At 73.0% G+C, this 26,952-nt stretch carries 25 protein-coding genes; 14 read left to right on the forward strand and 11 right to left on the reverse strand.

What is annotated here, in order from left to right; translation table 11 throughout:
- Window positions 1-43: 43 nt before the first annotated feature.
- A complete protein-coding gene (locus B0I28_RS05970) occupies window positions 44-958 on the reverse strand; it encodes an oxidoreductase (protein WP_106362892.1) in 915 nt (304 codons plus the stop codon).
- A gap of 116 nt (window positions 959-1,074) precedes the next feature.
- On the opposite strand from B0I28_RS05970, the gene B0I28_RS05975 reads away from it, so the two are divergent.
- The gene (locus B0I28_RS05975) at window positions 1,075-1,656 is read left to right on the forward strand and encodes a TetR/AcrR family transcriptional regulator (protein ID WP_106362893.1); all 582 of its coding nucleotides are present in this window, start codon (window positions 1,075-1,077) and stop codon (window positions 1,654-1,656) included.
- Here the strand turns inward: B0I28_RS05975 and B0I28_RS05980 are convergent.
- From B0I28_RS05980 to B0I28_RS06010, 7 genes are all read right to left on the reverse strand, one after another.
- Window positions 1,634-2,356: a maleylpyruvate isomerase family mycothiol-dependent enzyme gene (locus B0I28_RS05980; RefSeq protein WP_106362894.1), complete on the reverse strand. Its 723-nt coding sequence runs from the start codon at window positions 2,354-2,356 to the stop codon at window positions 1,634-1,636. The two genes, B0I28_RS05975 and B0I28_RS05980, sit on opposite strands and share 23 nt — an antisense overlap.
- Window positions 2,357-2,406: 50 nt before the next feature.
- On the reverse strand, window positions 2,407-2,970 hold the full coding sequence (locus B0I28_RS05985) for an EF-hand domain-containing protein (protein ID WP_106362895.1): 564 nt from the start codon (window positions 2,968-2,970) through the stop codon (window positions 2,407-2,409).
- Window positions 2,971-3,036: 66 nt separating this feature from the next.
- Window positions 3,037-3,777 carry an SDR family NAD(P)-dependent oxidoreductase gene (locus B0I28_RS05990; protein WP_106362896.1) on the reverse strand — a complete coding sequence of 247 codons (741 nt, stop codon included), beginning with the start codon at window positions 3,775-3,777 and terminating at the stop codon, window positions 3,037-3,039.
- A complete protein-coding gene (locus B0I28_RS05995) occupies window positions 3,774-5,063 on the reverse strand; it encodes an enolase C-terminal domain-like protein (protein ID WP_245888898.1) in 1,290 nt (429 codons plus the stop codon). The genes B0I28_RS05990 and B0I28_RS05995 overlap by 4 nt, the downstream gene beginning before the upstream one ends.
- A complete protein-coding gene (locus B0I28_RS06000; RefSeq protein WP_106362897.1) occupies window positions 5,060-5,890 on the reverse strand; it encodes a fumarylacetoacetate hydrolase family protein in 831 nt (276 codons plus the stop codon). Before B0I28_RS06000 ends, B0I28_RS05995 begins: the two co-directional genes overlap by 4 nt.
- On the reverse strand, window positions 5,887-6,738 hold the full coding sequence (locus tag B0I28_RS06005) for an amidohydrolase family protein (RefSeq protein WP_106362898.1): 852 nt from the start codon (window positions 6,736-6,738) through the stop codon (window positions 5,887-5,889). Before B0I28_RS06005 ends, B0I28_RS06000 begins: the two co-directional genes overlap by 4 nt.
- Window positions 6,735-7,721 carry an aldo/keto reductase gene (locus B0I28_RS06010; protein ID WP_219926592.1) on the reverse strand — a complete coding sequence of 329 codons (987 nt, stop codon included), beginning with the start codon at window positions 7,719-7,721 and terminating at the stop codon, window positions 6,735-6,737. Before B0I28_RS06010 ends, B0I28_RS06005 begins: the two co-directional genes overlap by 4 nt.
- Window positions 7,722-7,825: 104 nt before the next feature.
- On the opposite strand from B0I28_RS06010, the gene B0I28_RS06015 reads away from it, so the two are divergent.
- From B0I28_RS06015 to B0I28_RS06030, 4 genes are all read left to right on the forward strand, one after another.
- On the forward strand, window positions 7,826-8,551 hold the full coding sequence (locus tag B0I28_RS06015; protein WP_181245654.1) for a GntR family transcriptional regulator: 726 nt from the start codon (window positions 7,826-7,828) through the stop codon (window positions 8,549-8,551).
- 68 nt (window positions 8,552-8,619) lie between these two features.
- Entirely contained in the window at window positions 8,620-9,351 is a 732-nt protein-coding gene (locus B0I28_RS06020) for a (Fe-S)-binding protein (protein ID WP_106362901.1), read from the forward strand.
- Window positions 9,348-10,766: a LutB/LldF family L-lactate oxidation iron-sulfur protein gene (locus tag B0I28_RS06025; protein WP_106362902.1), complete on the forward strand. Its 1,419-nt coding sequence runs from the start codon at window positions 9,348-9,350 to the stop codon at window positions 10,764-10,766. Before B0I28_RS06020 ends, B0I28_RS06025 begins: the two co-directional genes overlap by 4 nt.
- A complete protein-coding gene (locus tag B0I28_RS06030; protein WP_219926593.1) occupies window positions 10,763-11,353 on the forward strand; it encodes a LutC/YkgG family protein in 591 nt (196 codons plus the stop codon). The genes B0I28_RS06025 and B0I28_RS06030 overlap by 4 nt, the downstream gene beginning before the upstream one ends.
- 24 nt (window positions 11,354-11,377) lie before the next feature.
- Here B0I28_RS06030 and B0I28_RS06035 read toward each other — a convergent pair whose 3' ends face one another.
- Window positions 11,378-12,088, reverse strand: coding sequence for a glycosyltransferase family 2 protein (locus B0I28_RS06035; RefSeq protein ID WP_106362903.1), 711 nt, complete (start codon window positions 12,086-12,088; stop codon window positions 11,378-11,380).
- A 98-nt stretch (window positions 12,089-12,186) separates the two neighbouring features.
- Between B0I28_RS06035 and B0I28_RS06040 the strand changes: the two genes are divergently transcribed.
- The 6 genes from B0I28_RS06040 to B0I28_RS06065 all read left to right on the forward strand — a co-directional run bounded on the left by B0I28_RS06040 (window position 12,187) and on the right by B0I28_RS06065 (window position 18,129).
- Window positions 12,187-14,304 carry a hypothetical protein gene (locus B0I28_RS06040; RefSeq protein ID WP_106362904.1) on the forward strand — a complete coding sequence of 706 codons (2,118 nt, stop codon included), beginning with the start codon at window positions 12,187-12,189 and terminating at the stop codon, window positions 14,302-14,304.
- Between the two features lie 32 nt (window positions 14,305-14,336).
- The gene (gene dcd / locus B0I28_RS06045; protein ID WP_106362905.1) at window positions 14,337-14,912 is read left to right on the forward strand and encodes a dCTP deaminase; all 576 of its coding nucleotides are present in this window, start codon (window positions 14,337-14,339) and stop codon (window positions 14,910-14,912) included.
- A 75-nt stretch (window positions 14,913-14,987) separates the two neighbouring features.
- Window positions 14,988-15,839: a mechanosensitive ion channel family protein gene (locus B0I28_RS06050; protein ID WP_106362906.1), complete on the forward strand. Its 852-nt coding sequence runs from the start codon at window positions 14,988-14,990 to the stop codon at window positions 15,837-15,839.
- A gap of 196 nt (window positions 15,840-16,035) precedes the next feature.
- Window positions 16,036-16,626 carry a TetR/AcrR family transcriptional regulator gene (locus tag B0I28_RS06055; protein ID WP_106362907.1) on the forward strand — a complete coding sequence of 197 codons (591 nt, stop codon included), beginning with the start codon at window positions 16,036-16,038 and terminating at the stop codon, window positions 16,624-16,626.
- 59 nt (window positions 16,627-16,685) lie between these two features.
- Window positions 16,686-17,591, forward strand: a complete 906-nt coding sequence (locus tag B0I28_RS06060) for a hydroxymethylglutaryl-CoA lyase (protein WP_106362908.1) — start codon at window positions 16,686-16,688, stop codon at window positions 17,589-17,591.
- Between the two features lie 112 nt (window positions 17,592-17,703).
- On the forward strand, window positions 17,704-18,129 hold the full coding sequence (locus tag B0I28_RS06065; RefSeq protein ID WP_106362909.1) for a hypothetical protein: 426 nt from the start codon (window positions 17,704-17,706) through the stop codon (window positions 18,127-18,129).
- A gap of 214 nt (window positions 18,130-18,343) precedes the next feature.
- On the opposite strand, the gene B0I28_RS06070 is transcribed toward B0I28_RS06065, so the two are convergent.
- A complete protein-coding gene (locus B0I28_RS06070; protein ID WP_146147979.1) occupies window positions 18,344-18,943 on the reverse strand; it encodes a hypothetical protein in 600 nt (199 codons plus the stop codon).
- Between the two features lie 178 nt (window positions 18,944-19,121).
- On the opposite strand from B0I28_RS06070, the gene B0I28_RS06075 reads away from it, so the two are divergent.
- Window positions 19,122-21,929, forward strand: coding sequence for a helix-turn-helix transcriptional regulator (locus B0I28_RS06075; RefSeq protein WP_181245655.1), 2,808 nt, complete (start codon window positions 19,122-19,124; stop codon window positions 21,927-21,929).
- Here B0I28_RS06075 and B0I28_RS06080 read toward each other — a convergent pair.
- Window positions 21,926-23,296, reverse strand: coding sequence for an MFS transporter (locus tag B0I28_RS06080; RefSeq protein ID WP_146147980.1), 1,371 nt, complete (start codon window positions 23,294-23,296; stop codon window positions 21,926-21,928). The two genes, B0I28_RS06075 and B0I28_RS06080, sit on opposite strands and share 4 nt — an antisense overlap.
- A gap of 237 nt (window positions 23,297-23,533) precedes the next feature.
- Here B0I28_RS06080 and B0I28_RS06085 point away from each other — a divergent pair, with 237 nt between their 5' ends.
- Together B0I28_RS06085 and B0I28_RS06090 are read left to right on the forward strand one after the other, a co-directional pair.
- Window positions 23,534-24,136, forward strand: a complete 603-nt coding sequence (locus B0I28_RS06085; protein ID WP_106362913.1) for an NADPH-dependent FMN reductase — start codon at window positions 23,534-23,536, stop codon at window positions 24,134-24,136.
- 69 nt (window positions 24,137-24,205) lie between these two features.
- Window positions 24,206-26,944, forward strand: coding sequence for an ATP-binding protein (locus B0I28_RS06090; protein ID WP_181245656.1), 2,739 nt, complete (start codon window positions 24,206-24,208; stop codon window positions 26,942-26,944).
- Window positions 26,945-26,952: the final 8 nt, after the last annotated feature.

A 26,952-nucleotide genomic window follows, 5' to 3' on the forward strand; every position in this document is an offset into this window, starting at 1 on the left:
CTCAGCGATACCGGTCACGTTCCGACAGCGTAGCGGCGGGCCCTCACGCGGGCGCCGGGAGGCCGAAGCGGACCCCCGTCAGCTCCTCCGAGACCGTCCACAGGCGGCGGGCCGTCGCTGTGTCGTACGCCTCCTTCGCGGCGCGGACGAGGACCGGTGCGCCGGTGCGCTCCTTCCTGCCGTCGGGGCCGAAGTACTGGCCGCCTTCGGCGTCCGGGGCCGTGGCGGCGCGCAGCTGCGGGAGGGCGCCCGCGGCCGGGGGCTGCGTCGTGAACGGCACGAGCAGGTTCGCGATGAAGCGCCACTGCGCGTTCATGCTGCGAAGCAGGCCGGTCGAGGAGAACCCCGGGTGGGCCATGAGGCTCTTGACCGGGCTGCCCGCGGCGCGCAGGCGGCGGTCGAGTTCGAGTCCGAAGAGGAGGTTCGCGAGCTTCGACTGCGAGTAGTAGGCGACGGGGCTGCGGCGGCGCTCGCCGACCGGGTCGTCGAAGTGGATGCGGCCGTGGCCGTGCGCGAGCGAGGAGACGGTGACCACGCGCGGGTCCGGGCCCTGGAGCCGGTCGAGCAGGAGCCCGGTGAGCGCGAAGTGCCCGAGGTGGTTGGTGGCGAACTGGATCTCGTGGCCCTGCGGGCTGAGCGAGAACGGCGGCGCCATGATGCCCGCGTTGTTGACGAGGACGTCGAGCGGGGAGTCGAAGCCGTCCGCGAACGCGCGCACCGAGTCGAGGTCGGCGAGGTCGAGGCGGCGCACCTCCAGGTCCGCGCCCGGCACGTCGTCGCGGATCGCCCCGGCCGCGGCCTCGCCCGCGGCGGTGTTCCGCACCGTCATGACGACCCGCGCCCCGCGGCGGGCCACGGCCCGCGCGGTCTCCAGGCCGAGCCCTGAGTTCGCGCCCGTGACGAGGTAGACCCGTCCGGACTGGTCGGGGATGTCGGCGGTGCTCCAGTCGTGCGTCATGGTCCAGCCCTTCGCTCCGGTAAGATGAACCTTGCTTCATCATATAATGAAGCATGATTCAGGTTATGGCAAATCCGCAGGACCGACTATGATGCTCGGCGGGGAGAGGAGACCGCATGCCCGACCAGCGGCCGCTGCGCGCCGACGCCGCACGGAACCGCGCGAGGATCATGGAGGCCGCGACGCGCCAGATCATGGCCCGCGGCCCCGAGGTCCCGATGGAGGCCATCGCCGAGGACGCCGGCGTGGCCGTCGGCACCCTCTACCGGCACTACCCCACCAAGCAGGACCTCGTCGTCGCCGTCCTCGCGGAGTGCTTCGGCGCGTTGACGAGCGCCGCGGAGGCCGCCGCCGACCGGATCGACGCGGGCGCCAGCGCCATCGCCGAGTTCACCGCGTTCGCGCGGATCGTCATGGAGGACGCGGCGGGGAACCTCGCCATGAAGGCCGCGGCGCGCTCGCTAGGCGCCGACGTCCACGAGGCGGAGGAGCGCCGCCGCGGCGAGGCCGCGATGGCGCGGCTGCTGGACGCGGCGAAGGCCGAGGGCACCGTGCGGCCCGACCTGGGGATCGAGGACTGCTACCTGTTCTTCATCACCGTGCCGGTGGACCAGCCGCCCGCGGTGCGCGACCGCTGGTTCGAGCTGATGCTCGCCGGGTTCCGCGCGGGGGCGGTCAATACGTCAACGGCCCCTTGAGGACCGAGAGCGCCGCGGAACGGTCGCCGTCCCATTCGAGGGCCGGGTCGTCCTTGGTGAGGCGCCCCCACAGCATGAGCAGGAGCTCCCCGGCGGTGCCGGTGACCTCGGCGACGGGGTCGCCGGGGCCGTAGATCCACCAGTCGCCGGTGTCGGAGGCGGTGAACTTGACGCACGCGTCCGGCGGCCAGGCCTTGCCGACGCCGACCATCTTGGGCGCCAGGACGTCCAGGACCTCGGAGACGCCCGCGGCGGCCAGGGCCGGGTCGAGGGGGGCGGGCACGTCGACGGTCTGCTGGGCGTCCCAGCGGTGGAGCATGGTCTCGACGGCGATGGACCGCTGCCAGTACCCGGCGTTCGGGGGCGTGAAGTGGCCCCACGCGGGGGTGGCGGGGTCGACGTCGAGGGACATGACGAGGAGTTCGGCGGTGCCTTCGAGCCACCGCAGGAGCTCGCCGCGGTCCTGCGGGGCCAGCGGCGGCGCCCCGTCGGGGGGCGTGTCGCCGCCGGTCCACTCGGTCACGCACGCGGCGGTGAACAGGTTCGAGTGCCCTACGGCGCGTGCGAGTCCGGCGAGGTCGATCGGTTCGGCGAACTCCTCGCGGTAGGCGATGGGCGCGCCGAGGTCGCCCTCGGCGACGCAGGTGCGGAACGCGTCCATCTCGCGCCGGAAGCACCGCAGATATGAAGCACCGTCCATACCTCCACCCTATCGGCGGCCCCGGTGCGGGCCGGAACGGGAGCGTCCGGTCAGCGCTCGTAGACCGGGCGGCCCATGAACCAGTTGCCGGGCGCGTCGGGGTCGGTGCTGGACCAGTACTCGACGACGGCGCGCACGAACTCGTCGATGGAGAGGGTGCCGTCGCCGTCGCGGTCGAGGTGCGCGAACGCCTTGTCGACCTCGTCGGCCGGGAGGTTCGGGAAGTGGGCGCGGGAGAACGCCGCGAACTCGCCGGGCCCGACGTCGCCGCTGGCGTCGGCGTCGGCGATGGCGTGGAAGGTGCGGGCGAGGTGGCCGACGGTGGCGTCGGCGGCGGCCGGGTCGTCGGCGAGGGTGCGGGTGGAGGCGATGAACGTGGCCTTGTCGATGGCCTCGACGCCGTCGGCGAGGTGGGGGCGGTGGAGGCCGTTCCAGATGTCCATGTACGCCGAGACGATCCAGGACTCCTCGGGGGAGCCGGGGGTGTGGCCGAGCTCGGCGGCGGTGCGGCGGCCGAGCTCGATGTGGTCGTGCTTGTCCAGGCGTCCGTCGCCGTTGGCGTCCAGGTGGTCGAAGCCGTGGGCGATCTTCGCGGTGAGCATGTCCTCGGTCATGCGTGCAGCATCGCAGGAGCGGGGCGCCGCGGCGGGTATCCCGCGCCGCGGCGCCGTGAAGTCGTATCAGGCCTTGACGATGCGCAGGCCCTGGGTGCCGCCGTCGACGGCGAGGCTGGCGCCGGTGAGGGCCTTGTTGACCGGGTCGGCGAGGTAGACGATCGCGCTCGCGACCTCTTCTGCGGAGACGAGGCGGCCGGTGGGCTGGCGGGCTTCGAGGCGGGCGCGCTCGCCTGCGGGGTCGTCCGCCTGGTCGAGGAGGCGCTGGACCCACGGGGTGTCGGCGGTGCCCGGGTTGACGCAGTTGACGCGGATGCCTTCGGCCACATGGTCGGCGGCCATCGCGAGGGTGAGCGACAGGACGGCGCCCTTGGACGCGGAGTAGAGGGCGCGGTTGACGAGTCCGGCGGTGGCGCAGATCGAGGCGGTGTTCACGATCGCGGGCGAGGGGGACTCGCGCAGGTGCGGGAGGCAGGCGCGCGAGAGGCGGACCATGCCGAGGAGGTTCACGTCGAGGACGCGGAACCACTGCTTGTCGGAGTTCTCCTCGACGGTGCCGACCGCGCCGATCCCGGCGTTGTTGACGAGGACGTCGATGCGGCCGAAGCGCTCCGCGACGGCGGCCACGGCCAGGCGGACCTGGTTGTCGTCGGCGACGTCGCACTGGTGGGACCAGTGCTTCGGGCTCTCGTTGAGGTCGAGGACGGCGACGTTCGCGCCGCGCTCGGCGAAGGCGTCGGCGGCCGCCGCGCCGATGCCGGAGGCGCCGCCGGTGACCACGACGGTGAGTCCTTCGAAACCGCTCATGCGTGCTCTCTCCATTCAGGACCGTTCGGGTAGGCGAAGCGCTGGAGGCTCTCCCATTTCATCTCTGCGGAGAACCCCGGCGCGGCCGGGGCGGCGTAGCGGCCGTCCCGGATGACCGTGGGGGCGGTGAAGTGCTCGTGGAGGTGGTCGACGTACTCGATGACCCGGTCCTCCATGGTGGCGCTCACCGAGGTGTAGTCGAACATCGAGAGGTGGCAGACGAGCTCGCACAGGCCCACGCCGCCCGCGTGCGGACACACGGGCACGTCGAAGTGCTTGGCGAGCAGGAGGATCGCGAGGTTCTCGTTGACCCCGGCGACGCGCGCGGCGTCCATCTGGAGGAAGTCGATCGCGCCCGCTTGGAGGAGCTGCTTGAACATGACCCGGTTGTGGACGTGCTCGCCGGTGGCGACCTTGATGGGCGCCACGCGTTCGCGGATCGCGGCGTGGCCGAGGACGTCGTCGGGGCTCGTGGGCTCCTCGATCCACCACGGGTCGAACTCGGCGAGGGCCTTCGTCCAGTCCACGGCCTGGTCGACGTCCCAGCGCTGGTTCGCGTCGACCGCGATGCGGATGTCGGGCCCGACGGCGGCGCGGGCCGCGGCGAAGCGGCGCCGGTCGTCCTCCAGGTCGGCGCCGACCTTCAGCTTGATCTGCTTGTAGCCCTGGGCGACCGCTTCGCGGGCTAGCGCCACGACCTTCTCGTCGTCGTAGCCGAGCCAGCCCGGGGAGGTGGTGTAGGCGGGGTAGCCGCGCGCCTCGATCTCGGCGATCCGCTCGGCCTTGCCGGGTTCGGCGGCGCGCAGGAGGTCGAGGGCCGCTTCGGGGGTGAGCGCGTCGGAGAGGTACCGCCAGTCGACGCACCCGACGATCTCCTCCGGCGTGAGGGAGGACAGGTACTTCCACAGGGGGAGCCCGGCGCGGCGGGAGGCGAGGTCCCAGGCGGCGTTCACGAGGGCCGCGGCCGCGAGGTGCATGACGCCCTTCTCCGGTCCGAGCCAGCGGATCTGCGAGTCGCGGGTGAGCCGCAGGTAGAGGGCGCCGAGGTCGGCGGGGCCGTGGACGTCGGTGCCCACCACGTACTCGCTGAGCGTCTCGATCGCGGCGCAGCACAGGTCGTTGCCGCGCCCGATCGTGAACGTGAACCCGTGGCCCTCCCGGCCGTCGTCGGCGTGGAGCACCACGTACGCGGCCGAGTAGTCCGGGTCGGGGTTCATCGCATCGGAGCCGTCGAGGCGGTGCGACGTGGGGAAGCGGACGTCCACGACGTCCACGGCCGTGATCACGCCTGCACCGCGGGGTTCTTCGTGGAGCCGAGCCCTTCGATGCCGACTTCGACGACGTCCCCGGCCTTGAGGTAGGGGAAGCGGCCGGAGAGCGCGACGCCCTCGGGGGTGCCGGTGAGCAGGAGGTCTCCGGCGTCGAAGGCCATGAACTGCGACATGTGGTGGATGATCTTCGCGACCGAGAAGATCATGTCCTTCGAGCTGGAGTCCTGGCGGGGCTCGCCGTTCACCTTGGACCACAGGCGGAGTCCCTGCACGTCCGCGATCTCGTCGGGGGTGGCGAGCCACGGGCCGAGCGGCGTGAACGTCGGGCAGGCCTTGCCCTTCGAGAACTGGCCGCCGGAGCGCTCGATCTGGAACTCGCGCTCGGACAGGTCGTTGGCGACGACGAACCCGGCGATGACGTCGAGCGCCGCCTCCTCGGACTCCAGATAGGACGCGGACTTGCCGATGACGACGCCGAGCTCCACCTCCCAGTCGGTCTTCACCGAGCTGCGGGGGATCTGCACGTCGTCGTTCGGGCCCACGATGGTGTTGGGGTGCTTGTAGAACACGACGGGCTCGGCCGGGGGCTCGGCGCCGGACTCGGCGCAGTGCGCGGCGTAGTTCATGCCGATGCACACGATCGCGTTCGGCTTCGCGATCGGCGGCGCGATCCGCTGCCCCGCGACGTCGATCTCCGGGAACCCGGCCACGGTGGAGATGCCGCCGCGGGCGAGGAACTCGCCGTCGATGTCGCCGATGGGGCCGGAGAGGTCGTAGTACTTGCCCTCGTGGAGCGCCACGGGGGTCTCGTAGCCGGGCTGTCCGATGCGCAGGTACTTCATTGCTCTCCTAGCTGGTAGACCTTGGCGGCGGTGCCGCCGAAGACGTCGGGGTCGGTGCGGCCGAGGACCTCGGTGAGGGCGTCCTTGACCCGCGTGTACGTGGAGGCCAGTTCGCAGACGGGCCAGTCGGACCCGAACATGAGCCGGTCGGGGCCGAACAGTTCGAGCGCGGTCTGCACGAACGGGCGCAGGTCCGCGGGGGTCCACCGGTGCCAGTCGGCCTCGGTGACCAGGCCGGAGAGCTTCGCGGCCACGTTGGGGCGCTTGGCGAGCGGCGCCACGGCCTCGCGCCAGGCGCGGAGCCCGGCGTCGCCGTCGCGCACCTGCGGCTTGCCGAGGTGGTCGAGGACGAACACCAGGTCGGGGACGGCCGCGGCGGCTTCGGCGGCGGCCGGGAGCTGGTCGACGCGGACGACGAGGTCGAAGGTGGGGACGTGCTGCGCGACGGCCTTGAGCGCCTGGATCGCCTCGGGCCTCGCGAGGAAGTCCGCTTCGGGGCGCTCCTGGACCTGGTCGCGGAGCCCGACGAGGTACCGGGCGCGCGGGTGGTTGTCGTACCGCAGCAGGGTGTTCGACAACGCGGGATCGAGCAGGTCGATGTGGCCGACGACGCCGGCGATCTCCTCCACCGCGCCCGCGAGGTGCAGGAACTCGACGGTCTCGGACGGGTGCCCCCATCCGGCCTCGACGAGGACGGTCCGGTCGACGCCGGCGGCCTTCAGGTTGGCGCGCAGGTCGGCGACGCCGTAGTCGCGCCGGATCGGCGCGAATTCCGGTTTGCTTGCGAGCCACGGGTAGTCGGCGGTCCAGACGTGGTGGTGCGCATCGATGACGAGCGGGGCCGTCATGGGACGGGTGCCTCCTCGGCCAGGAGCCCGGCGGCCTTGAGGTCGTGCCACAGCGCGCCGGGGATCGGATGGGCGTACATGGCGAGGGCGTCGTCGACCTCTGAGGGGTTGCGCGCGCCGACGAGGATCGACGCGACGGCGGGGTGGGCGGCCGTGAACTGGAGCGCGGCGGCCCGCAGCGGGACGCCGTGGCGGTCGCAGATCCCGGCGACGGCCTGGGCCTTCGCGACCATGCGCGGATCGGCCGCGGCGTAGTTGAACGTGGCGCCGGGCTTCGGGTCGGCGAGGATGCCGGAGTTGAAGACCCCCGCGGCGATCACGGAGACGCCGCGGTCGAGGCACAGCGGGTAGAGCCGGTCGAGCGCCGACTGGTCGAGGAGCGTGTACCGCCCGGCGATGAGCGCGACGTCGAGCTCGGTCGCCTCGATGATCTCCGCGGCCGCGTCGGTCGAGTTCATGCCGATGCCGACCGCGCCGACCTCGCCGCTCGCGCGCAGCTCGGCGAGCGCCCGGTAGGTGCCCTCGACGGCCTCCTTGCGGTGGTCGTCGGCGTCGTGGATGAGGCCGATGTCGATGCGGCCCAAGCCGAGTCGTTCGAGCGAGGAGTGGTAGGACGCGAACGCGCCGCGATAGGAGAAGTCGAACTCGGCGCGCTTGCCGTTCGGCTCGGCCCACAGGTCCCATTGGCCCTCGTGGTCGACCAGGACCCGGCCGAGCTTCGTGGAGAGCGCGTACCCGTCGCGGCCGCGGGGCGCGAGCGCGGCGCCCACGCGCTGCTCGGACAGGCCCGCCCCGTAGTGGGGCGCGGTGTCGAAGTGGCGGATCCCGCCGTCCCAGGCGGCGTCGACGGTGGCGGTCGCGACCGCGGGGTCGACCGGGGCGAACAGGCCGCCGAGCGGGGCGCAGCCCAGGCCGACGGCGGTGACGGCGACATCGGTGGAACCCAGCCGCCGAACCGGCGGCGCGGAGTGGTGAGCGCTCACGAGGTCTCCAAATCGCATATCCTATAGGATATCGGATTCGCGTCGGGGTGATGCTGCGGCGCGTATCCGCGAGGTGTCGCCTATATCCTATAGGATCTACGGTTATGGGAGAAGTACAGGTGCGACCGCAGCGGCAGACGCTCGCCGACAAGACCTACGACGAGTTGAACTCGCGCATCATGCAGAGCGTCCTGCCGCCGGGGGCGAAGCTCAGCATCGACGGTCTCGCAAGGCAGATGGCGATCTCGCAGACCCCGCTCCGCGAGGCCCTGGCCCGTCTGGAGGCCGAGGGGCTGGTCGAGCGGCGGCCGCTGAGCGGGTACTCGGTGACGCCGCTGCTCACGACCGAGGAGTTCAACGACCTGTTCGACCTGCGGCTGCTCATGGAGCCGCTCGCCGCGAGCCGGGCGGCGGAGCGCGTCGCGAACCCGCACAACATGGTCGGCGACGGAAAGGCGCTCCGCGCCCTGGCGCGCACCCCCGAGTACCACTCCGACGCGAAGCTGAGCCAGCTGGCGTTCACCGAGGCGGACGCGAAGTTCCACGCGTCGGTCGCGAAGTGCAGCGGCAGCCCCGTCCTCGCCAAGGCGATCCGGCGGCTCGACGCGCACCTGCACCTCCACCGGGCGTACATGGAGCCCGAGTCGATCAGTGAGACCGAGGCCGAGCACCTCGCGGTCGCGGAGGCTATCATTGCTCAGCAACCGCTTGCCGCTGAAGCGGCGATGCGCCGCCATCTGAAGCGATCCAGGGTGCGGCACGCCGCCGCCTTCACCGCGGCGGAAGCCGACGCCGCGCCGAACCCGAAGCGCGCCAAAGCGAACCGATGACGACTGCCGACCAGCCGGTCCCGGAGTGAGAGCCGGGCCCGGCGCCGAAGAGAAGAGGTGACCGCGCGATGAAGCGCGTAGCGCTGTTCATCACCTGCGTCAACGACGCCCTCTTCCCCGAGGCCCCGAAAGCGGTCGTGCGCATCCTGGAGCGGCTCGGCTACGAGGTCGACTTCCCCGCCGCGCAGACCTGCTGCGGCCAGATGCACGCCAACTCCGGCTACAAGAACGACGCGGCCAGGCTCGCCCGGTCGTTCGACGAGGTCTTCGGCGGATACGACGCGATCGTCACCCCCTCCGGCTCCTGCGCCGCCATGGCCCGCGACCAGTACCCGCACCTCACCGGCTCGGACATCGGGCAGCGCGTCCACGAGCTGTCGGAGTTCCTGGTCGACGTCGCCGGAGTCGAGGACGTCGGCGCGCACTTCCCCCACTCGGTCACCTACCACCCGACCTGCCACGGCACCCGCGCGCTCGGCCTGGGCGACAAGCCGCTGCGGCTCCTGCGGGCCGTCGGCGGCATCGACCTGGTCGACCTGCCCGCCGCCGACCAGTGCTGCGGCTTCGGCGGGACCTTCGCCCTCAAGAACTCGGAGGTGTCCTCCGCGATGCTCGCCGACAAGTGCCGCAACGCGGCCGCCACCGGCGCCGAATACCTTGCGGCCGCGGACAACTCGTGCCTGACGCACATCGGCGGCGGCATCAGCCGACTGAGCCGAATTTATGGCTCCGCAGGCGTCGCCAAGAGTGGCGGCCCGAAGCCGATCCACTACGCCGAGATCCTCGCGAGCACCGCATGAGCGACATCGTCCCCGCCGCCTCCCTCATCCCCGCCGACGCGCCGTTCCCCAAGGCCGCCAAGGTCGCCCTCGGCATGCCGCAGCTGCGCGCCAACCTCGCCCACGCCACCGGCACCATCCGCGCCAAGCGCGCCAAGGTCGCCGGGGAGCTCGACGACTGGGAGCGCCTGCGCGACACCGCGTCCGCCGTGAAGGCCGACGTGCAGCGGCGCCTCCCCGAACTCGCCGTCGAGTTCGAGCAGAACGCGACCGCCGCGGGCGCCACCGTCCACTGGGCGCGGGACGCGAAGGAGGCCAACGAGATCGCCGCGCGGATCGTGCGCGAGGCGGGCGCCGAGGAGGTCGTCAAGGTCAAGTCCATGGCGACGCAGGAGATCGAGCTCAACGAGCACTTCGAGGCCGAAGGGCTCAAGGCGTTCGAGACCGACCTCGCCGAGCTCATCGTGCAGCTCGCCGAGGACAAGCCGAGCCACATCCTCGTGCCCGCGATCCACTACAACCGCACGCAGATCCGGGACATCTTCGAACAGAGGATGGGGGACGCGCCGGTCGGGTTGACCGACGACCCGGCGGCGCTGGCCGAGGCCGCCCGGCTGCACTTGCGGCGCCGGTTGCTCTCCTCCACCGTGGCCGTCTCCGGCGCGAACTTCGCGGTGGCCGAGACGGGGTCGCTCGTGGTCGTGGAGTCGGAGGGCAACGGCCGCATGTGCCTGACGATGCCGCGGACGCTGGTGAGCATCGTCGGCGTCGAGAAGCTGCTGCCGAGCTTCAGCGACCTCGAAGTGTTCATGCAGCTGCTGCCGCGCTCGTCCACAGGGGAGCGCATGAACCCGTACACCTCGGTGTGGACCGGGGTCCGCGAGGGCGACGGCCCGCAGGACGTGCACGTCATCCTGCTCGACAACGGCCGCACCGGGGTCCTCGCCGACGAGGTCGGCCGCCAGGCGCTCTCGTGCATCCGCTGCTCGGCCTGCCTGAACGTGTGCCCGGTGTACGAGCGGACCGGCGGCCACGCCTACGGGCACGTCTACCCCGGCCCGATCGGCGCGATCCTCGCCCCGCAGCTGGAGCCGGGGAAGCACGACGACCTGCCGTACGCCTCAAGCCTGTGCGGGGCCTGCTACGAGGTCTGCCCCGTGAAGATCAACATCCCCGAAGTGCTCGTGCACCTGCGCCAGCAGGGCCCGCACCAGGCCGCCGAGAAGGCCGCGATGGGCGCCGCGGAAGCGGTCATGGCCCGCCCGCGCCTCTGGCGGACCGCGCTCAAGGCGGCCCGGCTCGGGTCGATGCCGTGGCGGCGCAAGGGGTTCGTGCGGCGGATGCCGTGGCCCGTATCGAAGTGGACGGTGAGCCGGGACCTGCCGGTGCCGCCGAAGGAGTCCTTCCGGGACTGGTGGAAGGAGCGCGACCGGTGAGCGCCAGAGACGAGATCCTGGCGCGGATGCGCCGCGCGCTGGAGGGCGCTTCGGCGGCGCCGCCCGTGCCGCGCGAGTACCGGCGCAGCCTGGACGCCGAGGTCGACGTGGTCGCGATGCTCATCGACCGGCTCGTGGACTACAAGGCGAACGTGCACCGCGGTCTCGACGCGATCCCCGAGGCGCTCGGCGGGGCCGTGCGCGTCGCCGTGCCCGCGGACCTGCCCGCGGAGTGGCGGCGCGGCTCGGCCGAGTTCGTCGAGGACCGCGGCCTGACGGTCGAGGAGCTCGACGGCGTCGACGCCGTGCTCACCGGTTGCGCTGCGGCCGTTGCGGTCTCGGGGACGATCATGCTCGACGCCGGGGCGGCCCAGGGCCGCCGGGCGCTCACGCTCGTGCCCGACCACCACGTGGTCGTGGTGCGCCGGGACCAGATCCGGGGGCACCTCGCGGAGGCGCTGCCGCGGCTCGACCCGACCGCGCCGCAGACGTGGATCTCGGGGCCGTCGGCGACCAGCGACATCGAGCTCCAGCGCGTCGAGGGCGTGCACGGTCCCCGCCGACTGGACGTCGTGCTCGTGGACTAGCAGGGCCGGCAAGCGCCGGAGTAGCTAGCGGCCGATGCCGGGGCGGCCGGAGCGGCGGACGCGTTCGCGGCCGAGGAGCCACAGGGCCTGGACGCCGTCGGTCCAGGTGATCTTCTTGCCCTCCTCGCGGCTGCGCGCCGTGTACGAGATCGGCACCTCGTAGGGGCGGATGCCGCGCTTGAGGAGCTTCGCGGTCAGCTCGGCCTCCATGCCGAAGCCGCCGGAGCGGATGTTCAGGTCCAGGTACATCTCGCGCGGCAGGAGCTTGTAGCAGGTCTCCAGGTCCGAGATGTACGAGTTGAAGAGGATGTTCGCGGCGAGGGTGATCCCCTTGTTGCCCATGACGTACCAGAACGAATACGCCGAATGGGACCCGAAGGACCGCGAACCGTACACGACCTCGGCCCTGCCTTCGAGGACCGGCGCGAGGAGGCGGGGGAGGTCCGACGCGTCGTACTCGCCGTCGGCGTCGAACACCACGATGTTCCGGCCCGCGGCCGCCTTCGCGGCGGTGCGGATGGCCGCGCCCTTGCCCTTGTTGCGGTCGTGGCGGATCAGCTTCACGCGCGCATTGTCCTCGAAGGACTGGAGCACTTCCCAGGAGCGGTCCCTGGAGCCGTCGTCGACGACGACGATCTCGGTCTCGCAGGGGAAGTCCACCGCGAGCAGCTCTTTCAGCGTCCCGGCGGCGAGGCGTTCCTCATTGAAAACCGGGACGAGTACCGACAACAGCATCTTGCTGCTCCATCCCCTCGTGTCCGAACACGATTGCACAACCATAACGCGCTGCCGCCAGAGCGGCATCCGCCGGACCGGTCGTGTTGAATGGAGCGGTGCTGCTCGTCCTGTGGCTCCTCGCCCTGCTTCCGGCGCTCGCCTACGCCCTCCGCCCCCGCGACGGGGCCGTGCTCGCCCCGGCCCGCCTGGCGGTGATCCGGGCGGCGCTCCTGCTGGGCGCCTTCGCGATCGCGGTCGTCGAGGCCGCATCCGTGGGGCACGCGCTCACGCCGGCCACGGTGCTGGCCGCGTGGCTCGGGGCGACCGCGGCGATCGCCGCCGCGGTCGTGGTCCGCTGCGTCAGGGACGTCGACGGCGGGCGGGGCCAGTCCCTCGACGTCCTCAAGGAGGAGCTGCGGTCCCGCCGCGGCGCCACCCGCCGCACCTGGCGCCGCACCAAGCGCGCCGCCGCCGCGGCCCCCGCGTGGCAGTGGGCCCTCGGCTGCGTCGTCGCGATCCTGGCGATCAGCGCCGCGGTCCTCGCGATCGCGTCCTCCCCCAACAACTTCGACTCGCAGACCTACCACCTGCCGCGCATCGAGCACTGGGTGCAGAACGCGTCGGTCGCCGTGTACCCCACCGGGATCCACCGCCAAGTGGACCTCGGTCCCGGCGCCGAGTACCTCCTCGCGCACCTGCGGCTCCTCTCCGGCGGCGACAGCGCGTACAACCTCCTCCAGTACCTCGCCGGGGTCGGCGCGGTCCTCGCCGCCTCGCGCATCACCGCGCAGCTCGGCGGCGGCCCGACGGCGCAGCTCGCCACCGTGTTCGTCCTCGCCACCACCCCCGAGGTGCTGCTCCAGGCCACCAGCACCCAGGTCGACCTGGTCGCCGCCGCGTGGGTCGCGGCGCTGGCGACCGTGGTCCTCGACGAGTTCACGCGCCCCGGGGACGCCGACGGGAGCGCCCTGCGCGCCGCCGCGCCCGCCCCGGACGCCCTGTATCTGGGGCTCGCGCTCGGGCTCATCGCCGTCACCAAGACCACCGGTCTCCTCGCCGCCGCGCCGCTCCTCCTCATCTGGGGGATCGGGCGGCTCGTGCGCGACGGGCACCGGCGCCGCCCGTGCCTGTGCGGGCGCAGCCCCGGCCGCTGCTCGCGCGCCGACGCGTCCCGCGCGTGGGCCTCCCGCGGCCGCACCGTCCTCGCCTCCCTCGCCGTCATCGCGCTCGGGCTCGCCGTCGCCGGGCCGTTCCTGTGGCGCATGCAGGAGGCGTTCGGCAGCCCGCTCGGGCCGCCGATGCTCCGCGAGTCCATCGGGGTGCAGACCGCCGACCCGCGGCTGCTCCTCGTCAACGCGCTCCGGATCGCCCAGACCGGCCTGGACACGCCGCTGTTCTTCCTCTCCGACGCGACGGCGGGCGCGATCAACGGCCTCGCGAACCTCATGGGCGTCGACGCCAACGACCCGCGGATCACGTTCGGCACCAGCGAGTTCCCCGTCCCCGCGTGGTACCCGGACGAGGACCGCGCGGCGTTCCCGCTCACCGGCCTCGCGTCCCTCGCCGGGCTCGTGTGGTTCGCCGTCAAGGGCCCGCGGCTGCGCCGCGCCTACGCCGCCGCGCTCGCCGTGGCCTTCATCGGCGTCGCCTGCACCGTGTCCTGGCAGCCGTGGGTCAACCGCCTCGTCGTCTTCCTCATCGTGCTCGCCGCGCCCGCGGCCGGGCTCCTCGCCGCCGCCCTGGTCAAGGGCGTGGCCCGCACCGCCGGCGACAGGCGCCGCCGCCGCGCCGCCGTCGCCCTCATCGCCGTCGTCGCGTCCCTCGCGTCCGTCGCCGGGCTGCTGACGGTGGCGTACGGGTACCCGCGGCGCCTCACCGGCGCGTGGTCGGTCTTCAGCCTCACCGACATGGAGGAGCGGTTCGTGCGCCGCCTCGAATGGCTCCCCCAGTACGAGGCCGCCGCCGACGCGGTCGCCGCCCGCGATCCCGAGACCGTGGGGATCGTGCAGGGCAACGACTCGTGGGAGTACCCGTGGTGGATCCTCCTGCCCGAAGGCACCGAGATCGTGGCGCTCGAATCGGTCGTCCCCGGCCAGGACCCGCCCGAGCCGGACTCGGTGGACGCGATCGTGTGCGCCGAGGACCTCGACCGGTGCGCCGACCTCGTGCCCGAGGGCTGGGAGTTCACCGACCTCGGCACGGTCGGGTACGCCATCCCCGGCGGGGGCGGCTGACCTGCGGGGGGTGCGGCCACTAGCCTGGTCGCATGCTGCTTAGCGATCGCGACATCCTCGATGCCGTCAAGTCGGGCCGCCTCGGCATCGACCCGTTCGACGAGGTGCTCGTGCAGCCCTCCAGCATCGACGTGCGCCTCGACCGCCGCTTCCGGGTGTTCAACAACCAGAAGTACACGCACATCGACCCCTCCCGGCAGCAGGACGAGCTGACCTCGCCCGTGGAGGTCGCCGACGACGAGCCGTTCGTGCTCCACCCGAGCGAGTTCGTGCTCGCCTCGACCCTGGAGGTCATCTCCCTCCCCGACGACCTCGCCGCCCGCCTCGAAGGCAAGTCCAGCCTCGGGCGCCTCGGCCTGCTCACCCACTCCACCGCCGGGTTCATCGACCCGGGCTTCTCGGGGCACGTCACCCTGGAGCTCTCGAACGTCGCGAACCTGCCCATCACGCTGTGGCCGGGCATGAAGATCGGGCAGCTGTGCCTGTTCGGGCTCTCCAGCCCCGCCGAGAAGCCCTACGGGCAGGGCGCGAACTTCTCCCGCTACCAGGACCAGCGCGGCCCCACCCCGTCCAAGTCGTGGATGCACTGGCGCACCTGGCCCACGTAGGCCCTGACCGCGCACTCCGGGTGCCAATCGAGCGAAACTCCTGAATACGGGTGCTATCCGGCCTACGGTCGGGGTATGAACTTCACGCAGAGCTTCCAGAACATGATGGACAGCGTCATCGCGTTCCTGCCGCGGGCGCTCGCCTTCATCGCCATCCTCGTCGTCGGCTGGTTCATCTCGAAATGGATCGGCCGCCTCGTCGGGAAACTGCTCAACCGGGTCGGCCTCGACAGGGTCGGCGAACGCTCGGGGCTGCGCCGCTTCACCGGCAAGTTCGAGCTGAGCGACCTGCTCGGCCGGGTCGTCTACTACATGCTGCTGCTGTTCACGCTGCAACTGGCGTTCGGGGCGTTCGGGAACAACCCGGTGTCGGCCCTGCTCAACCAGATCGTGGGCTGGCTGCCGCTGCTGTTCGTCGCGCTCGTCATCGTCGTGGTCGCCTTCGCGGTCGCCAACGCGGTGTTCAAGCTCGTCGACGGGACCCTGGAGAACACCAGCTACGGGCGGACCGTGGCGCGGATCTGCCAGGTCGCCATCATCTTCTTCGGCGCCGTGGCCGCGCTCGGCCAGGTCGGCATCGCCACGACGGTGACCACGCCGATCCTGTGGACCGTCCTGTCGATCGTCGCGGGCGTGACCATCGTCGGCGTCGGCGGCGGCCTCATCGCGCCGATGCGCGAGCGCTGGGAGCGGATGCTCTCCAGCGCCGAGACCGAGGCCTCGCGCATGAAGGACGACATGCAGTCGCCGCGCACGCACGACGCGACCGCCTCCATGTCGACCACGTACTCCTCGGAGCGCTACGGCGCCGAGGCGAACACGCAGGTGCAGGAGCCGATGCCGCCGACCGGCGCGCCCGCGGCGCCCGCGATGGGCGAGCCCGGCGCGACGGGCCAGGGCGGGCCCTCGGACCCGAGCACCCGCTGACGTCCGCGACGGGAGTCCATGTGTCCGGTCTCCCGCACCGCGACATGAACGCAGCTCGACACGCTGCTCCACGATCGGCCGCATCCCGAGCACGGGGGGTGCGGCCGGTCCGCGTTCCGGGGCCCGCCTCCCGATGAAAGTGGGCTTTTGCTCCGTGCTCGCGGGACTACGCCCGAGTAACCTCATCTGGGTGGAAATGCAAACAGCAGGGGGACGGGGCGGGTCCAAGCGCCGCCGCGAGATCCTCGACGTCGCGGTCAAGCTGCTGGCCAAGCACGGCTACCACGGCGTGTCGATGGACGACATCGGCGCCGCCGCGTCCATCACCGGCCCGGCCCTGTACCACCACTTCAAGGGCGGCAAGGAGCAGATGCTCGCCGACGCCCTCATCCCCGTCTCCGAGCGGCTCCTCGCGGGCGGGCGCCACTGGGCGTCCGTGCACTCCGAGGACCCGCAGGCCGCGCTCGAAGCGCTCGTCGACTTCCACCTCGAAGTCGTCATCGACTCGCCCGAGATCGTCATCCTCCACCTCCACGAGCTCGACCGGCTCCCCGAGGAGCCGCGGCGCGAAGTCCGCAAGCTCCAGCGCGTGTACGTCGAGGAGTGGGTGGGGGTCCTGTGCCGCCTGCGCGAGGGCCTCAAGCCCGAGCAGGCGCGCGTCCTCGCGCACGGCGCGTTCGGCCTGATGAACTCCACGCCGTACCTCTCGCTCGGCCAGGAGGTCTCCGCCGACGAGACCGCCGCGCTCCTGCGCGCCGCGGCCCTGCGCGCGCTCGACCCGGGCTGACGTCCCGCCCTGCGGGATAGCATGGGCGGGTATCGGGTCCAACGACGGACGGAGGCGGCATGCACCAGCCCGAACGGGTCACGCTCAGGGAGGTCGCCCCGCGCGACGGCCTCCAGAACGAGCCGCCGGTGCCCACCGCCGACAAGATCCGCCTCATCGACGCGCTCGCCCGCACCGGCCTCTCCCGCATCGAGGCCGTGAGCTTCGTCAGCCCCAAGGCGGTCCCGCAGATGGCCGACGCCGCCGACGTGTGGGCCGCGGTCGAGAAGCACCCCGGCATCCGCTACTCCGCGCTCGCCCCGAACCGGCGCGGCGTCGAGCGGGCCCTGGACGCCGGGTTCACCGCCGTCGAGGTCGTCGTCTCGGCCTCCGAGACCCACAACCGCGCGAACGTCGGGCGCACCGTGGACGAGTCCCTCGCGGAGCTGCCGGACATCTGCGCGCTCGCGAAGGAGCACCTCGCGGCCGTCGAGGTCATCATCGCCACGAGCTTCGGCTGCCCCTTCGAGGGCGACATCGACCCGGGCCAGGTGGCCCGGATCGTCGAGGCCGCCGAGGCCGCGGGCGCCGGGCGGATCGCGTTCGGCGACACCACCGGGATGGGCACGCCGCGGCGCGTCACCGACCTCCTCGACGCCGTCGCGACCGGCCTGCCGATGCTCATGCACTTCCACGACACCCGCGGCACCGCGCTCGCGAACCTGCTGACGGCCCTCGACCGGGGCGTCACCGAGTTCGACGCGAGCGTCGGCGGCATCGGCGGCTGCCCGTTCGCGCCCGGCGCCAGCGGGAACGTCGCCACCGAGGAGGTCGTCCACATGCTCCACGACATGGGCGTCGACACCGGCGTCGACCTCGACGCCCTCATCGGCACCGCCGAACTCGCGCAGGAGATCGTCGGCCGCCCCCTCGAATCCGGCGTCCTCCGCGCCGGCCCGCGCACCAGGCTCTCGCCGAAACCGTAAGGGCCGCTTGAACTCTCTGTGAACTCCGTGCAACCTCCTGCGCTGCCGGCGGCGTCTGAGGACGGTGCCCGCCGAACCCGGCGGGCGCCTTCCCTCCGAACAAGGAGTGCACATGCGCAAGCGCATCAGCGCAGTACTCGCGACGGCGGCGGCGTCCGCCGCGATCGTCCTCATGACCGGCACGGCCGCCTCGGCGAGCACCTCGTACGCCAAGGACGTGGACTGGAACTCGGACCCGAAGACGTGCCACCAGGCGGTCACCGGCTACTACTCGCCGAAGGTCGACGCCTGCTACGAGGAGGACGGCGACATCCTCTGGGTCCTCGACCGGCAGGCCGACGGCTACAGCAGCCGCATGGTCTGGCAGAACCTGACCCGCGGCACCTCGGGGTCGTGCGTCCACAACATCGGCGCCGACAAGGGCTGGGCGGCGTGCGACTTCGACTGGCCTGAAGGCGACACCATCGTCTGGGACATCAGCTGGGACACCTCGTCCGGCTGGAAGTCCTCGGGCCGCCAGGTCTACTCGAACGCGTAGGCAGCCGACCCTGCCGCCGGAGGTGCGCCCGGCGGCAGTGCGAAGGCCCCGGGGTCTCGAACCTCCCCGGGGCCTTCTTCCGGACACCGCCACAGGACGGCCGGTGCCCGCGTGCCGGGTAAAACCTCCGAATACCCGGACGTCATCATCGTGACATTCGAACCTCAAAGCCAACACGCAACTCGGGCGAACCTCACGTCACATTTCGCTAACGCTAGGTGTCGTTCGGCACATGTTCGGCGAACTTCCAGGCCGCGAGCACCGCCGCGACCACGAGCAGCCCGAACACCCCGCGCCACCCGTACAGGGGCAGCGCCGCCAGGGACAGGACCCCCGCCGCGATCCCCGCCAGGAGCGCCGCCGCCGACAGGCCCACCGACGCGGAGCCGTCGCCGACCTCCGCGGCCGCGAGGACCCGCCCCGACACCGCGACCACCGCGCCCGAGGCGACCCCCAGCAGGCCGCACGCCGCCACCGCGAACGCGAAGCCCGGCGCCAGCGCCGCCGCCAGTGCCAACAGGGCGAGGGCGCCGGCGCCGATGCCGCCGGCCGCGCGGGCCCGGCCGAGCGGGCCGGTCCGCGGGATCGCGCTCGCGGTGAGCGTGAAGCCGATCGCGAACGCCCCCAGCGGCCACAGCCGCGTCCCCGAAGGAGCGTGGAACTCGGCGGCGGCGTCGGCGGCGAGGAACGCGGTCACCGCACCCGACCCGAAGGCGACGGTCTGCGCGTACGCCGCCCACAGCGCGGTCGCCCAGCGCCGGGGTGCGGGGCGGCGGCCGGCAGGCGCCTTCCGGGTCTCCATGGATGCGGTCATGGCTCGACCGTAGGCGCGCGGGAATGATTGCGCCCCAGTCGATCGACCGGGCCCGGCGACCGGTCCGCGGACCCGGTCCCCCGGGCGACCGGGCACCCCAGTCGAATGACAGATGCGACCGGGGCCCGGGCGCGGATACGCTGGAAGCGTCCCCGGTCGTCCTGAGGATGGAGTCGCCTTGTCGCCTGCATACGGCCCCGCACCGCAGTCCCTGCGCGAGGGCCCTGCGGCCCAGGCGTACGGCGAATCGCCCGCGCCCGCGCTCCGCGCCGTCCTGTACGGCCGCGACCGGGAGCTCGACTCGATCCAGGCGCTCCTGGACGGCGCCCGGGTGGGCCACGGCGGCGCGCTCGTCGTCCGCGGCGAGCCGGGCATCGGCAAGTCGGCGATCGTCGACGCCGTCATCCCCCGCGCCGAGGGCTTCACGGTCCTGCGCACCCTGGGCGTGGAGGCCGAGCACACGTGGTCGTACGCGGGGCTCCAGATGCTGCTGCACCCGCTGCTGCACCGCCTCGACCGGCTGCCCGCGGCGCAGGCCGACGCGCTGCGCACCGCCCTCGGCATGGCCGACGGCGCGGGCCGGGCGCACTCGCTGCAGGTGGGGCTGGCGCTGCTGAACCTCCTCGTGGACGCCTCCGCGAAGCAGCCGGTGTACGTGGTCATCGACGACGCGCACTGGCTGGACCGCGACTCCACGAACGCGCTCCTGTTCGCCGCCCGGCGCCTCTCGACCGAGTCGATCGGGATGGTCCTGGTCGTGCGGGACGGGTTCGCGCCGGACTTCCCGGCGCCCGGCATCCCCGAGCTGACGCTGGGGCCGCTCGACCTGCCCGCGTCGCAGGCGATCCTGGACATGCGGGCCGACGAGATCCCGTTCACCAGCCGCGACTGGATCCTGCGGATGGCCGAGGGGAACCCGCTGGCGCTCCTGGAGCTGCCGGCCGCCGACAACGAGGAGTCGCTGCTGCGCGCCGACACCTCGAACAGCCGGTACTCCACCACCTCGCGAATCAAGCAGGCGTTCACCGAGCGCATCATCGCGCTCCCGGACCGCACGCGCACGATCATGCTGCTCGCGGCGGCCGAGGAGACCGGCGAGACCGCGGTGATCGCCGAGGCCGCGGCCCGCATGGGCTCCAGCCTCGCCGACCTCGAACCGGCCGAAGTGGACGATCTGCTGCGGTACCACCGGGGCCGCATCGAGTTCGTGCACCCCCTGATCCGCTCCACCGCCTACCACTCGGCGCCGCGGGCCCGCCGCATCGAGGCCCACCGGGCCCTGTCGGAGGCGTTCGGCGACGGCGACATCCGCGCCGCCCGCCACCTGGCCGCCGCGACCACGGGTCTGGACGAGAAGGCCGCCGCGGCCCTCGAAGCGATCGCGTCGTACGAGGCCGAGCGCGGCGGCTGCGTCGCCGAGATGGCCGCCCTCGAACGGGCCGCGAGCTTCACGCCCGACCCGTGCCGCCGGGGCCGGCGCCTCGTCGAGGCCGCCCAGTGCGCCTACGCCGCGGGCATGACCGGCAAGGCCGTCGAGCTCGCCGAGGCCGCCGAGCGGCTCACCGACGACCACGTGCTCCTCGCCCGCGCGGCCCTCATCCGCGCGACGATCCTGTCCTGGGCCGGCCACTCCAAGGGCTTCGACGTGTGGATGGAGTCGGCCGAGCACTACGCGGCCACCGGCCACGAGAACACCGGCTACCCGCTGCTGCGCGGCGTCTGGAACGCCTGGGAGACAGGCGACTTCGCGAAGGTGAAGTACGCGTCGGGCCTCGCGTCGAAGTACGGCGGCACCAACAACGCCTGGACGAGGCGCCTCGCCCGCGCCGCCGCCGGACTCAACCGCCGGCCCGGCGACACGGCGGGCGAAGCGGTCGACGCGCTGCGGTCCCTCTACGACTACTACCAGCCGCTGCACGAGGACTTCAAGGCCTACGACCAGGTCCTCGCCGCGCGCTGGCGGCTCCTCGCCGGGGACGTGCACGCCGCGTACCAGGCCGCCGCCGAGCAGGTCCGCGACTGCCGCGAGCGGGGCGCGTTGAGCCCCCTGGTGTGCGCGCTGCTGGTGCAGGCCCAGACGCAGCTCCACTACGGGCGGTATGCGGACGCGCAGGCGGCCGCGTCGAGCGCGATCGAGCTGGCGCACGAGCAGAACGACCGCCGCGTCCTCATGCAGGCCCGCATCTGGGTGCTGCTGCCGATCGCCGCGATCCGCGGCGAGGAGCGGCGCTGCCGCGAGCTCGTGGCCGCCGCGATCCAGGACGCCCCGGACGACTCGGTGGTCCCCGCCGACACGGCGCTGGGCCTGATGGAGCTGGGGCTCGGCCGGTACGAGGCGGCGTTCGACCGGCTGCTGCGCATCGCCGAGGGCGTCACGCCCATGGAGGTGCTCACGCAGGTCCCGACGCTCGTGGAGGCCGCGTTCCGGGCCGGGCGGCTCGCCGAGGTCAAGGAGGCGTTCGACTGGTTCGCCGACTGGGCCGACGCGACGGGCCGCTCCTACTGGGAGGCGCTCGTGGAGCGCTGCCGGGCGCTCATGGCGACCGAGGCGGAGGCCGGGACGCACTTCGCGCGGGCCGTGGAGCTGCACCGCGCCGACGACATCGACCCGTTCGAGCGGGCCCGCACCGAGCTCGTCTACGGCGAGTGGCTGCGCCGGGTCCGGCGGATCAACGAGGCGAGGGCGCACCTGCGCGAGGCCACGGAGGTCTTCGAGCGCCTCGGCGCCGCCCCCTGGACCCAGCGGGCCCAGGGCGAGCTGCGCGCCGCGGGCGACTCGACCGCCGTCGAGGCCAAGCCCGACCTCGCCGAACTGCTGACGCCGCAGGAACTCCAGGTGGTGCGCCTCGCCGCCGACGGGCTGACGAACCGCCAGATCGGCGAGCAGCTGTTCGTCAGCCCCCGGACGGTGGGCTACCACCTGTACAACGCGTACCCGAAGCTCGGCGTCTCCTCGCGCACGGAGCTCGCCAAGCTCGACCTCTAAGCGGCCCTCGGGGTCCGCCACGGCTTCGTGGTGGCCTGGAGCGCGGCGCCCGCGACGAGCATCGCCGCGACCACCCACGCCGAGAGGCGGTAGCCGTCCACGGCCGTGGCGCCGAGGCCCCAGGCGAGGGCGGCCAGGACCGGGCCGAGCGAGGACCCGATCGTGCGGGTCGTCGCCATGAACGCGCCCGCCGTCCCGGACTGCTCGGGCGGGGCCGACGCCAGCAGGTACGTGTTCATCGGGCTGTTGAACACGCCGTACGCCAAGCCCAGCAGGCCGATCCGCGAGCCGAGGCCCACGAGCCCGGAGTCCTCGCCGACGAGGATGAGCGGCACGATCGCGGCCACGACGAGGACCGCGCCGACGAGGGACACCCGGCCGGGGCCGAACCGGTCGGCGAGCCAGCCGGCGACGGGCGTCATGGCGGCGACCCCGCCGATGAACGCGAGCATCACCGTCGACACGAGCTCCGGGCGCGCGCCCTGCACGTCGGTGAGCAGGTACGGGAGGCTGAAGTTGAGCAGGCCCGTCACACCCGACAGGAGCGTGAGGCTCAGCAGCGCCCCGCCCAGCTGCGGCGACCGCAGCAGCCCCACCGTCGCCGCCGACGACGGCTGGCGCACCCACGCCGCCGCGAGCACGACGCTGATCGCGAAGGCCCCCAGCGCGATCCACGGCGCCGTGTCCACGTACTCGAACGCGAGCAGGAACGACGCGATCGCGCCGCCCGAAGTCACCGTGTCGACCAGGAGCGCGCGGTCCGGGCGCGGCAGGCCGGTCCCGTTGGAGGGCACCGCGACCGCGACCGCGGCGACCGCCGCCGCGCCCATGACCGCGAACACCCAGAACAGGCCCTGCCAGTCGAACGCGGCCACGACGAACCCGCCCGCGCCGACCATCCCCATGCCGCCCACCGTCATCATCAGCGCGATCGCCGACATCGCCCGGCCGCGGTGCTCCGGCGAGGACGAGGTGACGACGATCCGGCCGGTCATCCCGAACAGCAGCCCGCCGAGGAGCCCGCCGACCGCGCGGGCCGCGAGCAGCAGCCCGAACGACGGCGCGAGCGCCGCCGCAACGGATGCGACGGTGAGCGCGGCCATCGAGAACACGGCGACCGCGCGCAGGTCCGCGCGGTCGGCGAGGCGGCCAGCGGCGATCGCGACCGCCCCGACCGGGAGCGCGTACGCGAGGAGCACCCAAGCGGTGGCGGCCTCGGACACCCCGAACTCGGTGCGGATGAGCGGCAGCGCGACGGCGATGCTCGACATGGCGCCCGCCACGACGAGCTGCGAGAAGCCGACGGCGAGGATCGCCCCCCATCGGGTGGCGGCGGCCTCCGGGGCCGCTTTCGTTGCAGTGGTCATGGCGGCCACCGTATTGACCGGCCGACCGGCCGGGCATCCGTCACGTGACCGAAAACGGCGCGGTCACCCCGGACCGGCCCGCACCGGTCGCGGACCGGCCGCATGCCCCCGGTCCTTCAGCAGCCGCGCGCCTTCCGTCACGTGCGGTTCCAGTCGCGGGCCAGTCGGTCGACGGATGTGGGCCACGTCGGTCCGCCCGTAGCTTCGGTCCCGAACCACGACAGTGAAGGAACCGCCATGACCGACAAGCTCAACCTGGCCGTCATCATCGGATCGACCCGCGAGGGCCGCTGGGCCCCCGCCCCCGCCAACTGGATCGCCGGCGTCGCCGAGCGCCACGGCGGGTTCGACGTCGACCTCATCGACCTCCTCGACGCCGACCTGCCCCAGCACCTCGCCGAACAGGACATGTGGTCCACCCCGAGCGACCCGTCCGCGAACGTCGCCGCCCTCGCCGAGCGCCTCGACCGCGCCGACGCGTTCGTCGTCGTCTCCGGCGAGTACAACATGTCGATCCCCGCGGCCCTCAAGCACGCCGTCGACTACTACATGAACGAGTGGGCCGCCAAGCCCGTCGCCATGGTCACCTACGGCGGCAAGGTCACCGGCGGCCAGAACGCCGCCCAGCACCTGCGGCAGATCTTCCCCGAGCTGCGCACCATGACGATCCGCAACACCATCGCGTTCCCGCGGTTCTACCAGCACTTCGACGAGCGCGGCGAGTTCACCAAGTTCGACGAGTCCGAACCCGCCGCGAAGACCCTCCTCGACGAGCTCCACTGGTGGGCCCGCGCCCTCGCGAACGCCCGCGCCGCGACCCCCATGCCGTCCCCGTTCTAGCGGACCGGACATTCCCGCCCAGTGGCCGCGCCAAGGGCGAACCGGGCGGGCGGCGGTACCGTTGGAACCGTGCTGTACGGACGCGACACGGAGACCGCCGCCCTCGCCGACCGCCTCGCCCGGGCCCGCGAAGGACACGGCTCGGCGCTGGTCGTGCGCGGCGAGGCCGGGATCGGCAAGTCCAGCCTCGCGGCCGCCGCCGCCGAGACCGCCGCCGACTTCACCGTGCTGCGCTGCACCGGCGTCGAATCCGAGCACTCCTGGTCCTTCGCGGGCCTCCAGGCGCTCCTGCTGCCGCTCACCGGGCACCTCGAATCGATCCCCGAGCACCACGCGTGCGTGCTCTCGCGGACCCTCGGCCTCGAAGCGGTCCCCGACAAGGCCGCGCCCCCCGGCGACCTGCGGTTCACCGTCGGCCTCGCCGCACTGAGCCTCCTCGCCGCCGCCGCGGCCGACCGCCCCGTGCTGTGCGTCGTCGACGACGCGCACTGGCTCGACCCCGACTCCGCGGCCGTCCTCCTGTTCATCGCCAAGCGCCTCGCCGCCGAACCGGTCGCGATGGTCCTCGCCGTCCGCGACGGCTACGCGCCCGACTTCCCCACGCCCGGCCTCGACGAGATGCGCCTGGGGCCCTTGGACGACGCGTCCGCCGGGGCCCTCGTCTCCGCGCGCCTGGCGGGCCTGCCCGCCGACGCGCGCGCCCGCGTCCTGCGCACCGCCGAAGGCAACCCGCTCGCGCTCCTGGAACTGCCCGCGGCCGAACCCGACACCCGGTCGGCCGTCGACTGGACCGGCGCCCGCTCGACCACCACCCGCCTCACGCAGGTCTTCGGCGACCGCATCGACCGGCTCCCCGAAGCCACCCGCACGCTCCTGCTGCTCATCGCCGCCGACGAGACCGCCGACCCCGCGCTCGTCCTCGACGCCGCCGCGAAGCTCGGCGCGCGCCTCACCGACCTCGCCCCCGCCGAAGCCGACGACCTCGTCCGGTTCCAGGGCGGGCGGTTCGCGTTCGGGCACCCGCTCATCCGCTCCGCCGCCTACCGCGGCGCGCCCGTCTACCGGCGCCTCGAAGCGCACCAGGTCATGGCCGACGTCATGGACCCCGACGACCACCGGCGGCCCTTCCACCTCGCCGCCGCCGCCACCGGACCCGACGAGACCATCGCCGCGGCCCTCGAAGCGTCCGCCGAATGCGCCTCCACCTGCGGCGGGCACGGCGTCGAGTACGCCACGTTCGAACGCGCCGCCGCCTTCACCCCCGAAGGGCCCGAACGCGGACGGCGCCTCCTGCGCGCCGCCGAAGCCGCCGCCGCCGCGGGCAACGGCCCCAAAGCCCGCGAACTCGTCTTCCAGATCGCCAGGGCCACGAACGACCGGGCCGTCCTCGCCCGCGCCACCCTCACCGCCGCGATGGTCGCCGCCTGGGACAACGACGTGCGCGAGTCCTACCGGCTCTACATGGAGGCCGCCGACCACTACACGGCCGCGCAGCCCGAGGCCGCCGGGTACCCGCTGTTCCGCGCCGTCGAACTCGCCTGGCAGGCAGGCGACTTCTCCCGCGCCGAAGTCGCCGCCGAGCACGCCCAGCGCCTCGCCATCGACCACTCCGCGTGGGTCCAGGACCTCGCCGTCGCCACCGCCGGGTTCAACCGGTCCTGCGCGTACACCGTCACCGAGGCCGTCGAGTCCCTGCGGCGGCTCACCGCGATCCACGTCGGCTTCGGCGACGCCGTCAGCCCCGAGAACCGCGCCATGATCGCCTGGTGGCAGACCCTCGTCGGCGACATCGCCGCCGCCGAGCAGACCGCCGCGGGCGCCGTCCGCGTCGCCCGCGAATCCGGCGCCGCCGGGGCCCTCCCGCGCCTGTTGACCCTGAACGCGCTCACCGAGTTCCACCGCGGGCGCTGGCAGGACGCCGAGGCGCTCGCCGCCCGCGCCGTCGAGCTCTCCGTGGAGCTGGGACAGCGGATCGGGCCGGTGAAGGCCCGCGCGTACGTCCTCGCGCCCGTCGCGGCCCTGCGCGGCGACGCCGACCTGACAAGGTCCCTTGTGGAGGCCGCCGAGCGCGACTCGCCCGGGAACAACCTCGTCCCCATCGACGTCGCCACCGCGCTCCTCGACTTCTCCTTGGGCCGCAACGAGGAGGCCCTCGACCGCCTCGCCGCCCACCTCGACTCGCACGCGCCCGGCGACGCCCTCGGGTACGTGCCCGTCGCCGTCGAGGCCGCCGTGCGCGCGGGCGAGCCCGGCCGCACCGAGAAGGCGTTCGACTGGTTCGCCGAGTGGGCCGCGGCGGGCGGCCAGGACCATGCCGCCGCGCTCGTGGAGCGCTGCCTGGGCCTGCTCGCCGCCGAAGCCGACGCGGGCGCCCACTACGAGAAGGCCGCGGGCCTCCACCGCGCCGCCGAGCTCGCCGGGAACGCGTTCCCGTTCGAGGCCGCCCGCACCGACCTGCTCCTGGGCGAGTGGCTGCGCCGCGCGCGCCGCGTCAACGAGGCCAAGTCCCGGCTCCGTTCGGCCGCAGCGGTGTTCGAGCGCCTCGGCGCCGAGCCGTGGACCGAGCGGGTCCGCCGCGAACTGCGCGCCGCGGGCGACGCGGGCCCCGTCGAGGCCGCGCCCGACCTCGCCGCACGGCTCACTCCCCAAGAGCTGCAAGTGGTCCGCCTCGCTGCGGCGGGCCTGAGCAACCGCGAGATCGGCGAGCACCTGTACCTGAGCCCCCGCACCGCCGGGTACCACCTGTACAAGGCGTACCCGAAGCTCGGCGTGGCGTCGCGGACGGAACTCGCGAAGCTGGGCCTCTAGGCTTCGCG

Origin of the sequence: Glycomyces artemisiae (assembly GCF_003002955.1) — a bacterium.
Classification (GTDB): Bacteria; Actinomycetota; Actinomycetes; order Mycobacteriales; family Micromonosporaceae; genus Glycomyces; species Glycomyces artemisiae.